Origin of the sequence: Amycolatopsis silviterrae (assembly GCF_042684085.1) — a bacterium.
Classification (GTDB): domain Bacteria; phylum Actinomycetota; class Actinomycetes; order Mycobacteriales; family Pseudonocardiaceae; genus Amycolatopsis; species Amycolatopsis silviterrae.
Window position 1 is genome coordinate 259,126 of record NZ_JBHUKS010000006.1, and the last position, 14,216, is coordinate 273,341.

A 14,216-nucleotide genomic window follows, 5' to 3' on the forward strand; every position below is an offset into this window, starting at 1 on the left:
GTGCGCGACTTGCCGGAGCTGGCCCGCTCGCAGATCACCGCCACGCTCGGCAGCGGCGAGATCGCCCTCGACCGGACTTTCCGGGACCTGGGCTTCGATTCCCTGATGTCCGCCGAACTGCGGGACCGGCTCTCGCACGCCCTGAACATCCCCCTGCCGAGTTCGGTGATCTTCGATTACCCCACTCCCGCTGTCCTCATCGAGCACCTGCGATCAGTGGTGTCCGGTAAAGACGCCGACGTACGAGACCACGCCGTGCCGATTGCCGACGCTGACGATCCCGTGGTGATCGTCGGAATGGCATGCCGTTACCCGGGCGGGGTGGGTTCTCCGGAGGATCTGTGGGACCTGGTTGTCGAAGGCGGGGAGGGTATTTCCGGTTTTCCGGAGTCGCGTGGCTGGGATGTGGCGGGTCTGTATCACGCCGATCCGGATCATCCGGGGACGACGTATGCGCGTGGTGGCGGGTTTTTGCATGACGCGGGTGACTTCGATGCCGGGTTCTTCGGGATTTCGCCGCGTGAGGCGGCGGCCATGGATCCGCAGCAGCGGTTGCTGCTGGAGGTGGCGTGGGAAGCGTTCGAGCGCGCGGGTATCGACGCGGAGTCGTTGCGCGGCAGCCAAACCGGCGTGCTGGTGGGAGCCACCCCGCACGGATACGGCACTGCCGGACCGGACGCCAGCGGATACCTGCTGACCGGCACGACCCCCGGCGTTCTCTCCGGGCGGATCGCGTACCAGTTCGGCTTCGAAGGACCCGCGATCACGGTCGACACCGCATGCTCGTCATCGCTGGTCGCGCTGCACCTGGCGGCGCAGGCTTTGCGGTCCGGGGAATGCGAGCTGGCACTGGCCGGCGGTGCCACGGTCATGGCCACCCCCATGATCCTCACCGAGTTCGCGCGCCAGCGCGGGTTGTCCCCGGACGGCCGGTGCCGGTCATTCGGCGCGGGCGCGGACGGCACGGGCTGGTCCGAAGGCGTCGGATTGCTGGTGCTGGAACGGCTGTCCGACGCGCGGCGCAACGGGCACCGGGTGCTCGCGGTGCTGGCGGGCTCGGCCGTGAACCAGGACGGGGCTTCGAACGGGCTCACGGCACCCAACGGCCCGTCGCAGCAGCGGGTGATCCGGCAGGCGTTGGCCAGTGCCGGGCTGCGGGCCGCCGACGTCGACGCGGTGGAGGGCCACGGCACGGGCACCCGGCTCGGCGACCCGATCGAAGCCCAGGCCCTGCTGGCGACCTACGGGCGCGAGCACACCGACAGCGCGCCCCTGTGGCTCGGGTCGGTGAAGTCGAACATCGGACATCCGCAGGCGGCGGCGGGCGTCGCCGGGGTCATCAAGATGGTGCTGGCGCTGCGGCACCGGGTGCTGCCGAAAACCCTGTTCGCGGAGGACCCCTCGACCGAAGTGGACTGGTCGTCGGGCGGGGTGGCGTTGCTGAGCCAATCCCGGGAATGGCCGGATGCCGGACGGCCCCGGCGGGCGGGAGTGTCCTCCTTCGGCATCAGCGGAACGAACGCGCACGTCATTCTGGAGCAGCCAGCCGACGAACCCTCGGTGACGCGGACACCGGAATCTTCGGTCCTGCCGTTTGTGCTCTCGGCTCGCGGGATCGGTGCGTTGCGCGGTCAGGCGGCCCGGTTGCGGTCGCATGTGCTGGAGCGGCCCGACCTGGTGCTGACGGATCTGGCGTATTCGCTGGTGACTGATCGCACCGTTCACGAGCATCGAGCGGTGGTGGTCGCTTCCGGGCGAGAGCAGTTGCTGGATCGTTTGTCGGCCGTTGCGGATCCGGTGGTGGTTGAGGGCCGGTTGGCGGTGGTGTTCACCGGTCAGGGTTCGCAGCGGGTCGGGATGGGCCAGCAGTTGTATGGCCGGTTTCCGGTGTTCGCGGCGGCTTATGACGAGGTGTGCGGGTTTCTGGATCCGTCGGTGCGTGCGGTTGATGCCGCCGGTTTGGACCGGACGGAGTTCGCGCAGCCTGCCTTGTTCGCCGTTGAGGTGGCGCTGTTCAGGTTGTTCGAGTCGTGGGGCGTGGTCCCGGACTTTGTGACCGGCCACTCGGTCGGCGAGATCGCGGCGGCTCACGTGTCCGGGGTGCTGTCGCTGGAGGACGCCTGTCGGCTGGTTACCGCCCGGGGCCGGTTGATGCAGGCGCTCGCGCCCGGGGTGATGGTCGCGGTCGCCGCTGGCGAGGACGTGGTCGCACCACTGGTGGCCGGGCAGGACGTGTCGATCGCCGCGGTGAACAGCCCGACGTCGGTGGTGATCTCCGGGACCGAGTCCGCGGTGGAGCGGGTAGTCGGACGGCTGACGGGTTTCCGGACGAAGCGGCTGGCAGTGAGCCACGCGTTCCATTCGTCGTTGATGGAGCCGATGCTGGATGACTTCCGCGCCGTGGTCACGGGCTTGACGTTCCGGCCGCCCCAGATCGAGACGGTGAACGAGGCGATAGCGGACCCGGAGTATTGGGTGCGGCACGTGCGTGACACGGTCCGATTCGCCGACACGGTCGGGAAGCTGCACGAGAGCGGCGTGACCCGGTTCGTCGAACTGGGTCCGGACGCCGTCCTCACCGGGCTGATCCGGGAATGCCTGGACGGCCACGACATCACGGCCGTCCCCAGCCTGCGACACGGCCGCGACGAGGTCGAATCGGCACTGACCGGGCTGGGCGGCTTGTTCACCGCCGGAGTACCCGTCAACTGGCCGGAGGTCTTCACCGGGACCGGCGCCCACCGCACCGAACTGCCCACTTACGCCTTCCAGCACCAGCACTACTGGCTGGATGCCCCGGCCAACACCCTCGTGCTGTCCCTGGACGAACAGCCATGGCTGGCCGACCACGTGGTGTCGGGTGCCCCGATTCTGCCCGGAACCGGCTTCCTCGCCCTGGCCTTGCACGCCGCCCGGCGAACCGGTGCCGGTGTGGTGGAAGAACTCGTCGTACACACCCCGCTGGCCGTGCCGGAGCGCGGCGAAACCCGGCTCCAGCTGGCAGTCGACGCACCGGACGGCACCGGTCGCCGTGCGCTGCGCGTGCTGTCCCGAGCGGAAGACGGCACCTGGACCCGGCACGCGGACGGCGTCCTCGCCTCACCGGCTGGATCAGCACCCGAGTGGACCGCCGATCCCGACGCCCAGCCCATCGACATCACCACCGCCTACGCGGAACTCGCCCGCCGGGGATACGACTACGGACCAGCCTTCCGCGGACTCCGCACCATCCACCGCGGCGCCGACGTGGTCTTCGCCGACATCGCGGCGGAATCCGGCGACGAGTGGTTCGACCCGCATCCCGCGCTCCTGGACGCCGCAGTCCAGGCCGCACTGGTTGGCCTGTTCGAGACCGCGGACGAGACCTTGGTGCCGTTCGCGTGGAGCGGCGTCACCGTGCACACCGCGGTCCCGACGGCGGTGCGGGCCCGTATTCAGAAAACCGGCGCCGACTCGGTGGCCCTGCTGCTCGCCGACCACGACGGCAACCCGGTCGTGACGATCGACTCCCTGGTCCTGAGGCCCGCCGCGCCGACGGAGCAAGGCGAGGCCGCGCTGTTCCAGGTGTCGTGGCCGCCCACGGAGATCGGCACTCATCCCGGCACCGACGACTGGGCGATGGTGGGACAGGACCCGCACCCGCCGGTAGCCGTCGAACGCAGGTACGCCGACCTCGCCTCGCTGCGGGCCGCAGTGGCGGCGGGGGCGCCGAAGCCGGCCAAGGTGCTCACCGTCGCGGACTCCGGCGTACACCACATGCTGCGGCTGGCACAGGACTGGCTATCCGACGAGACGATGGCCGACGCGCAGCTGGTCGTCGTCACCACCGACGGTGATCTCGACCAGGCGCCGGTCTGGGGCCTCCTGCGGTCCGCGCAGTCCGAGCACCCCGGCCGCATCGTGCTCGTCGACGTAGCGCCGGGCAACGCGGGGGCCGACCGGCTCGCCGCCGCGGTGGCCACGGGGGAGCCGCAACTCGCGCTGTCCGCCGAGGGCGCTCGAGTCCCGCGTCTCACCCGATTGGAACCCGACGCAGCGGAGAAGCCGCTGCCGGAGCGCGGAACCGTGCTGGTGACCGGTGCGTTCGGCAGGCTTGGCCGGTTGCTCGCCCGGCACCTGGCCACCGCGCACGGGGTGACGAGCCTGCTGCTGGTGAGCCGCAGCGGCCCCGCCACGCCCGAGGCGCGCGCCTTGGTGGCCGACCTGACCGCGCTCGGCGTGGAAGTGCGCGCCGAAGCCTGCGACGTCGCTGACCGCAACGCGCTCGCCGCATTGCTTCGCGACCTCCCTGCCGATCGCCCCCTCACCGCCGTGGTCCACACCGCTGGCGTGCTCGACGACGGAGTCTTCACGGAGCTGAGTCCGGAACGCCTCGACGCAGTGATGGGCCCGAAGGCGTTGGCAGCCAAGAACCTCCACGAACTCACCGAAGACCTGCCCCTGTCGGCATTCGTGCTGTATTCCTCGATTTCCGGCCTGATCGGCGCGGCGGGCCAGGCCAACTACGCCGCCGCCAACACCTACCTCGACGCACTCGCCCGCCACCGTGCCCGGCAAGGACTCCCGGCCACATCGCTGGCGTGGGGAATGTGGGACCAGCAGGGCGGAATGGCTGCGGCCCTCAGCGCCGGAGACCTCAACCGGATGGCCCGGTCCGGAGTAGCGACGTTGTCCGAGACCGAGGGACTCGCCCTCTTCGACGCCGCCATCCGGCGGAGCGAACCTCTGCTGGTGCCACTGAAGCTGGACACCGCTTCGGCAAGCGAAAACGTGCACCCGCTGCTCCGCGAACTGATCACACCCCGGCGAGACCGCGAGGACGCGCCTGCCCGGCCCGCGCGACTGCTGGAACTGGTGCGCACAGAGGCAGGCCGAGTCCTCGGTTACGACGGGCGCGACTCGATCGGCATCGACCGCACCTTCAAGGAATCCGGGCTCGACTCGCTCACCGCCGTCGAGCTGCGCAACCGGCTCAACGCGGCCACCGGATTGCGGTTGTCCGCCACCGCCGTCTTCGACCACCCGACCCCGCGTGCCCTGGCCGACCACTTGCGCGGCGAGTACACGAGCAGCGAGACACCGAAAACGACCAAGCCGCCAGAGGACGATCCAGTGGTGATCGTCGGAATGGCGTGCCGTTACCCGGGCGGAGTGAGTTCTCCGGAGGACTTGTGGAACCTGGTTATTGAAGGCGGAGACGGCATCACCGGTTTCCCGGAGTCGCGTGGCTGGGATGTGGCGGGCCTGTATCACTCCGATCCGGATCACCCAGGAACGACGTACGCGCGTGGTGGCGGTTTTCTGCATGACGCGGGCGAGTTCGATGCCGGGTTCTTCGGCATTTCACCCCGTGAGGCGACGGCCATGGACCCGCAGCAGCGGTTGCTGCTGGAGGTGGCGTGGGAAGCGTTCGAGCGTGCGGGTATCGACGCGGAGTCGTTGCGCGGCACCCCAACCGGCGTGTTCTCCGGCGTCATGTACCACGACTACGCCCCGCCGCTGGACCTCGTGCCGGACGACCTCAGCGGAGCGGTCCTGACCGGCAGCGCGGGCAGCGTGCTCTCCGGCCGGGTGGCGTACCAGTTCGGCCTGGAGGGGCCCGCCGTCTCGGTCGACACCGCGTGCTCGTCGTCGCTGGTGGCACTGCACTTGGCCGCACAAGCACTGCGATCGGGGGAGTGTTCGCTCGCGCTGGCGGGCGGGGTCACGGTGATGTCCACTCCGATGACGTTCGTCGATTTCGGCCACCAGCGGGCTTTGTCCCCGGACGGCCGCTGCCGCGCGTTCGGCGCAGACGCGGACGGCACCGGCTGGGCCGAGGGTGCCGGCCTCGTGGTGCTCGAACGCTTGTCGGACGCGCGCCGGCAAGGCCACGAAGTACTCGCGGTGCTGAAAGGCTCCGCGGTGAACTCGGACGGCGCGTCGAACGGCCTGACCGCGCCGAACGGGCCCTCCCAGCAGCGAGTGATCCGCCAGGCGCTGGCCAGCGCCGCGCTGACGGCGGCTGACGTCGACGCGGTCGAGGGACATGGCACCGGCACCCGGCTGGGCGACCCGATCGAGGCGCAGGCACTGCTGGCCACCTACGGGCAGGCACATCCGGCCGAATCGCCGCTGTGGCTGGGGTCGTTGAAGTCGAACATCGGGCACACCCAGGCCGCCGCCGGGGTCGGCGGCGTCATCAAGATGGTGCTGGCGCTGCGGCACGGCGTCCTGCCGAAAACCTTGCACGCCAAGCAACCCTCGCCGTTCATCGACTGGTCGCAGGGTGCCGTTGCCCTGCTCGACGACAACCAAGACTGGCCGACGACCGGTCGACCGCGCCGCGCTGGCGTTTCTTCCTTCGGCATCAGCGGAACGAACGCGCACGTCATCCTCGAACAGGCACCGGAGCCGCCCGCGGCGCAGCAGGCGGACGCGGTGACACAGCTCGGCGTAGCCGCTTTCCCCGTCTCGGGCCGGGGATCGGCGGCGTTGGCCGATCAGGCAGCCCGCTTACGGGCCGTGCTGGCCGACTCGCCGGACCTCGCCAGTTTCGGCGCGGCACTGGCGAAACGCGAGTCCTCGCACTCCCACCGAGCCGTGATCATCGCCGAGCACCGCGACGAACTGCTGGCGGGCCTGGACGCGATCGCGGCCGGTCAAGCGGACAGCTCGGCCCTCGTGGCGGCGGGAACCGGCGAAACCGGCCACGCCGGCCCGGTTTTCGTGTTCCCCGGGCAGGGCAGCCAATGGCTCGGGATGGGCATCGAGCTGTGGGAGAGCAGCCCGACCTTCGCGGAGCTGATGGAGACCTGCGACAAAGCCCTGGCGCCGTACGTCGACTGGGACGGTTTCTCGCTGCGGGACGTGCTCGCCGGAGCCCCCGGCGCGCCGAGCCTGGGCCGGGACGACGTCGTGCAGCCAGCGGCGTTCGCGGTCGGCGTCGCGTTGTCCCGTCTCTGGGCGGCACTCGGCGTCCGGCCCTCGGCGGTCGTCGGGCATTCCCAGGGAGAGTTCGCCGCCGCGGTGGCGGCGGAAGCGTTGTCCCTGAACGAGGGCGCGCGCGTCGTGGCTCTGCGCTCTCGGGTGCTTCGGCAGTTGGAGAACCACGGCGGCATGGGCTGGGTGAACCGGGCCGTGAACGAGGTGCGCGCACGCCTGGCTGACTACCCACAGCTCGGCGTCGCCGCGGTGAACGGCCCACTGTCCACAGTGGTCTCCGGACCCACCCCCGAGCTGGATCGCTTCCTCGCGGTCTGGGAGTCCGAGGGAGCGCGGGTCCGGCGCGTGCCGATCAACTACGCGTCGCATTCCGCGGTGGTTGAAGAAATTCAGGCCGAACTGGCCGACACGCTGGGCGCGGTCGAGTGCTCTGACGGCACGGTTCCGTTCTACTCGACGGTCACCGGGTCGGTGCTGCGCGGCCGGGAGCTGGATGCTGGCTACTGGTACCGGAATCTGCGCGAGATGGTGCGTTTCGAGGACGTGGTCGAGCAGCTGCTCGGCGACGGGCACCGGGCGTTCCACGAAGTGGGCGCGCACCCAGTGCTCGTCAACGCGATCCAGGAACTCGCCGACGCCAAGGCGACCTCGGTCACGACGGTCGGCTCGCTGCGGCGCGGCCACGGCGGCGCAAGGGAATTCCTGCGCAACGCCGCCGAGGCATACGCGGGCGGCGTCGCCGTGCGGTGGTCCAGCCTGTTCCCCTCGGGCGCGCAACCGGTGCGGTTGCCCACCTACGCCTTCCAGCACACCCATTACTGGATCGAGCCCCGTAAACCCACTGGCACCGAAACCGACGCCCGGTTCTGGAAAATGGTCGACCAAGGCGACCTCGAAGGGCTGACCACGGCACTGGCCATCTCCGACGAGGCAGGCCGGTCTTCGCTGAGCGCCGTGCTTCCGGCCCTGTCGTCGTGGCGCGAGCGCAGCCAGCAGCAGACGACGCTGGCCGACTGGCAGTACCGCGTCACCTGGCGTCCCACCGAAAACCCGAGCCGACCGCTCACCGGCCGATGGCTAGTCGTGGTACCGGCGGAGGTCGATGCGCCGTCGTGGCTCGACCCGGCCATCGCGGCGCTGATCGCCCGGGGAGCCGAGGTCAGCCGGATAGCGGTGCCCCGAGGAACAGATGCCGAGACGCTCCGTCATCAGCTGGACGGCCAACGGGCCGAGAGCGTGTTGTCGTTGCTGGCCATGGATACGGCCGACACCGCATCCGTGCCAGCTGGCCTTTCCCGCACGCTCGCGTTGGTGCAGGCGGGCCTGTCGACTCCGATCTGGTGCGTGACCCAGGATGCGGTCGCAGTCCGCCCGGGCGATCCCGTTTCCCAGCCACGGCAAGCTGCGCTGTGGGGATTCGCCCGGCACGCGGGGCTGGAGCAACCCGACCGGTGGGGCGGCGTCATCGACCTGCCGCGCGAGGTCGGCCACACGGACCTCGCCGCGCTGGCCGAAGCGCTCGGCGATGAGGAGAGCGAGCTGGCGGTGCGGGACGGCGCGGTCTTCTGCCGCAGGCTGACGCGAGCCACGGCACCCGCGCCTCGGGTGCGTGAGCCGATCGAACGCAGCGCGCTAGTCACCGGCGGCACCGGCGCGCTCGGGGCGGAGGCGGCGCGCTGGCTCGTCCGGCGCGGCACCCGGCACCTGGTGCTGGCCAGCCGTCGCGGCCCGGCCGCCCCCGGCGCAGCCGAACTGGCCGCCGAGCTGACCGAACAGGGCGCTTCGGTGTCGGTGGTCGCCTGCGACGCAGCCGACCGGGCACAGCTCGCCAAGCTGTTGGCCAACTGGCCCGCAGAGCATCCGCTGACCACAGTCGTGCACACCGCGGGTGTGCTCGACGACGGCATCATCGACCGGCTCACCCCGGAACGCTTCGAGCGAGTGTTCCGCCCGAAGGTGGCCGCTGCCTGGCACCTGCACGAGCTGACAAGGGACCACAACCTCGCCGACTTCGTCCTGTTCTCCTCCTTCGTCGGCACGGCGGGCCCGGCTGGGCAAGCCAACTACGCCGCCGCGAACAGCTCGCTGGACGCACTCGCCGCGCACCGCCGGGCCCTCGGCCTGACCGGGACGTCCATCGCCTGGGGACTCTGGCAAGGCGCAGGGCTGGCCGACCGCGACGGAGTGGAGCAACGCCTCGCCGCCCGTGGCGTGCGCGCGATGGCTCCCCGCGACGCCGTCGAAGTCATGGACCAGGTGCTCGACCGCGACGAGACGGCCGTGGTCGTGGCGGACGTCGAATGGTCCTCGTTCGCCGCCGAGCTGATCGGCACCCGATCGGTCTCGCTGCTCGAAGAACTGCTCCCCGCGAAGGCCGAGCAGCCAGCCGACACCGACCTGCGCGAGCGGCTCGACGGCCTGCCCGCCGCCGAGCGGAGGTATTCGCTGACCGAACTCGTCCGGTCCACGGTGGCGGCCGTGCTCGGCTACCCCGACCTCGGCGCGGTCGAGTCAAGGCGCAGCTTCCAGGAGATCGGTTTCGACTCGCTCACCGCCGTGCGGCTCCGAAACCGGCTCACCGCGGCGACCGGCGTGCCACTGCCCGCCACGCTGGTCTTCGACTGCCCGACGCCCGCCGCGGTCGCCGAACTCGTGCATTCCGAGCTGTTCGGCGAGGACACCGAGGACACCGAGGAGAGCGAGAACGACGCCGTGCCCCCCAGCGAGATCGACTCGATGGACACCGCTGATCTCATCCGCGCCGCATACGGCCGAACCGATGCGAGCGACCAGTCGGAGGGACCGACCTCATGACCACCCCGTCCATGAACGAACTCGTCGACGCGCTGCGCACCGCGCTCAAGGAGAACGAGCGCATCCGGCAGCGGCTCGGCGAAACCGAGGCGCGGAACCGCGAGCCGATCGCCATCGTCGGCATGGCCTGCCGCTTCCCGGGCGACGCCGACAGCCCCGAAGCCCTGTGGCAGCTCGTCGCCGACGGCACCGACGCGGTGACCGGCTTCCCGGAGAACCGCGGCTGGAACCTGGGCGAACTCTACGATCCCGACCCCGCGAAGACGGGCCGGACGTACTCCCGCGGCGGCGGTTTCCTGCGGTCGCCGGACCGGTTCGACCACGAGTTCTTCGGCATCCCCCCGCGCGAGGCGACCGTGATGGACCCGCATCAGCGGCTGCTGCTGGAGACCTCCTGGGAAGCGCTGGAACGAGCGGGAATCAGCGCCGACGCGGTACGCGGAAGCAAGACCGGCGTGTACGTCGGCGTCAGCTACCAGGACTACATCTCGCAGCGCACGGTGCCGTCGTCCTACGAGGGCTACGTCCTCACCGGCAACATCGCCAGCGTCGTCTCCGGACGGCTGTCCTACACGCTCGGCCTGCAAGGGCCCGCGGTCACCGTGGACACGGCGTGCTCCTCGTCGCTGGTCGCGCTGCACTTGGCGGCCCAGGCGCTGCGCTCGGGGGAGTGCTCGCTCGCGCTGGCCGGCGGGGCGACGATCATGTCGGGCCCGGCTTCGCTGATCGAGTTCGCCCGGCAGCGCGGGATCGCCCCGGACGGCCGGTGCAAGGCCTTCGGCGACGAGGCCGACGGCATGGGCTGGGGCGAAGGCGCGGGCGTGCTCGTGGTCGAGCGCCTGTCCGACGCCCAGCGCAACGGCCACCAGGTGCTGGCGCTCATGACCGGATCCGCGCTCAACCAGGACGGCGCCTCCAACGGCCTCACCGCGCCGAACGGCACGGCCCAGCGCGAGGTGATCCGGGCCGCGCTGGCCAACGCCGGCGTGTCCTCGACGGACATCGACGCGGTCGAGGCGCACGGCACCGGCACCCGGCTCGGCGACCCGATCGAGGCCCGCGCGCTGCTGGCCGCCTACGGCCGGGAGCGGACGGCGGAAACGCCGCTGTGGATCGGCTCGCTGAAGTCGAACATCGGGCACCCGCAGGCGGCGGCTGGCGTCGGCGGCGTGATCAAGATGGTCATGGCGATGCTCCACGGGGAGCTGCCCAGGACGCTGCACGCCCAGCGGCCGACATCCCATGTGGACTGGTCGGCGGGCACGGTCCGGCTCCTCGCCGACTCGCGGCCGTGGCCCGACCGCGGCCAGCCCCGGCGCGCGGCGGTGTCGTCGTTCGGGATCAGCGGCACCAACGCCCACGTCATCCTGGAACAGGCCCCCGAGACCCCGGTCGCGGCCGAGCCGATGCGGCGGGCTGGCACCGGTCCGTGGCCGTTCGTGGTGACCGGCCGGGGCACCGCCGGGCTGCGCGGCCAGGGCGAGAAGCTGCGCTCCTTCGTTGAGCAGCACCCGGAACTGGAGCTGGCCGACCTCGGGCGAAGCCTGGTCACTTCCCGCGCCATGCTGGCCGACCGCGCGGTGGTAGTCGCCGAGGGCCGGGAGGCCCTGCTGGCCGGTCTGTCCGCACTGGCCGACGGCACAGACAGCGCCGCGGTGCACGTCGGCCGGGCCGCGGAAGGCCGGCTGGCGATCGTCTTCACCGGTCAGGGCGCCCAACGCGCCGCGATGGGGCGAGAGCTGGCGGAGCGGTACCCGGTGTTCGACGCGGCGCTGGACGAGGTCTGCGGTGTGGTCGACGGGCTGCTGGGCCGGTCGCTGCGCGAGCTGATGGCCGACGGCGGCCCGGCGCTGGACCGCACCGAATTCGCCCAGCCGGCGCTGTTCGCCTTCGAGGTCGCCCTGTTCCGGCTCGTCCGGTCGTGGGGCATCCGCCCGGACTTCGTCGCCGGGCACTCGATCGGCGAGATCAGCGCCGCGCACGTGTCCGGCGTGCTGTCCCTCGCCGACGCCGCTCGCCTGGTCGTGGCGCGCGGCCGGTTGATGCAGGCGCTGCCGGCGGGCGGCGTCATGGTCGCGGTGAACGCCGCCCCGGACGTGGTGGCCCCGCTGGTCGCGGACGGAGTGTCCGTGGCGGCGGTGAACAGCCCCAGTTCGGTGGTGCTGTCCGGGGAGGAGGGACCGGTCGCCGAGGTCGTGGCCCAGCTGACCGCCGCCGGCCACCGGACCCGCCGGCTCGCGACCAGTCACGCGTTCCACTCGCACCTGATGGACCCGATGCTCGAGGACTTCCGGGCCGTCGTCGCCGGGCTTTCCTTCGGCACGCCCGAAATCCCGGTGGTGTCCACTGTGGACGTCGCAGCCGCGCTCGGCGAGCCCGAGTACTGGGTCCGGCAGGCCCGCGAGCAAGTCCGCTTCGCCGACAGTGTGGCCGCCCTGCACGAGCGCGGCGTCACCCAGTTCCTGGAACTGGGACCGGACGCGGTGCTCTCGGCCATGATCCGGGAATGCCTGCCCGGCGACCGCCGGGTGACCGCTGTGGCCGCCTCCCGCCGCGACCGGCCCGAGGCAGTCGCCCTGCTCGCCGCGACCAGCCGCATCTTCGCCGGCGGCGGCGCGGTGAGCTGGGCGGAGCTGTTCCCTGAGGAGGGCCAGCGGGTCGACCTGCCGACCTACGCCTTCCAACCGCATCGGCACTGGCTGCCGCGCGACGGCTCCGTCGCCCCGGCCCCGCCCGCACCCGAGCCGGAGACCACCGCCGCGGACGTGCTGGCCGTCGTGGACCAGCGCCGGGTCATGAGCGACCTGGTGCGGACGTCGATCGCCTTGGTGCTGGGCCACGATTCACCAGCCGCGGTCGACGCCGAACGCACCTTCCAGGACCTGGGCTTCAGCTCGCTCGCGGCGGTGGAGCTGCGGGACCGGCTGAACTCGGCGCTCGATCTCCAGCTGCCCGGCACGCTGGCCTTCGATTACCCCACGCCCGCTGCCCTGACGGCGTACCTGACCGGCCTGGTGACCGGCACGGCCGAGGAGGAATCCGGCTCGACCGCAGCCGCCGCGTCCGCGGCCGACCCGATCGTCGTGGTCGGCATGGCCTGCCGCTACCCGGGCGGCGTCAGCTCGCCGCACCAGCTCTGGGACCTGGTGGACCGCGGGCGCGACGCGGTGTCCGGGCTGCCGACCGACCGGGGCTGGGACCTCGACACGTTGCTGCACCCGGATTCGACCCGTCAAGGCGCCACGCACGTGCGCGGCGGCGGCTTCCTCGACGACGTGGCGCAGTTCGACGCGGGGTTCTTCGGCATCTCGCCGCGCGAGGCGGCCTCGATGGACCCGCAGCAGCGGCTGCTGCTGGAACTGACCTGGGAAGCGCTGGAGCGGGCCGGGATCGACCCGAAGTCGTTGCGCGGCAGTCAAACCGGCGTGTTCGCGGGCACCAGCGACCAGGACTACGCGGACCTGCTCCGCGGCAGCGCCGAGCTGGCCGACGGCTACCTGCTCACCGGGACCTCCGCCGCGGTGCTCGCCGGGCGGGTCTCCTACCAGTTCGGCTTGGAAGGGCCCGCGCTGACGGTCGACACGGCTTGTTCGTCGTCGCTGGTGGCGATGCACCTGGCCGCGCAGGCGCTGCGGTCCGGGGAATGCGAGCTGGCGCTGGCCGGCGGGGCCACTGTCATGGCCACCCCGGTCGACCTGCAGGAGTTCGACAAACAAGGGCTGTCCGCCGACGGCCGGTGCAAGGCGTTCGGCGCGGGCGCCGACGGGACCGGTTTCGCCGAGGGCGCCGGCCTGCTGGTGCTGGAGCGGCTTTCCGCCGCCCGCCAGCACGGCCACCCCGTGCTGGCCGTGCTCCGCGGCTCGGCGATCAACCAGGACGGCGCCTCCAACGGCCTCACCGCGCCCAACGGCCTTGCCCAGCAACGGGTCGTCCGGCGGGCGCTGGCCAACGCCGGCCTCCGCCCCGGCGACGTGGACGCCGTGGACGGGCACGGCACCGGCACGGTGCTCGGCGACCCGATCGAAATCAAGGCGCTGCAACAGGTCTACGGCCGGGACCGGGAGGAGAGCCCCCCGCTCTGGCTGGGCTCGCTCAAGTCCAACATCGGCCACACCCAGGCGGGCGCCGGGGTCGGCAGCGTGATCAAGATGATCCTCGCGATCCGGCACGGCCTGCTGCCCCGGACCCTGCACGCGGACCGGCCCTCCGAGCACGTCGACTGGGAGAGCGGACAGGTCCGGCTGCTCGGCGACGCCCAGCCGTGGCCGGAGACCGGACGGCCCCGGCGGGCGGCGGTGTCGTCGTTCGGCGCGAGCGGGACCAACGCGCACGTCATCGTGGAGCAGGCACCGGAATCCGCCGACGCACCAACGGACCGATCCGACTCGCCGCGCGTGCTGGCACTGCCGCTCAGCGGCCGTGGCGAAGCGGCGCTGCGCGGTCAGGCGGAGCGGTTGCGCGAACACCTTCTGGCGCTG

General features: G+C 71.5%; 2 protein-coding genes (1 of these 2 running past the window's edge). Both read left to right on the forward strand.

Going from position 1 to position 14,216, the window contains the following annotated elements; genetic code table 11:
* Entirely contained in the window at nt 1-9,738 is a 9,738-nt protein-coding gene (locus ACFSVL_RS10315) for a type I polyketide synthase (protein ID WP_449224371.1), read from the forward strand.
* Nucleotides 9,735-14,216: the 5' end (the start) of a type I polyketide synthase gene (locus ACFSVL_RS10320; protein WP_378302832.1), read on the forward strand. 13,284 nt of this gene lie beyond the right edge of the window; only the first 4,482 of its 17,766 coding nucleotides appear in the window; it begins with the start codon at nt 9,735-9,737; its stop codon lies off the right edge, out of view. Before ACFSVL_RS10315 ends, ACFSVL_RS10320 begins: the two co-directional genes overlap by 4 nt.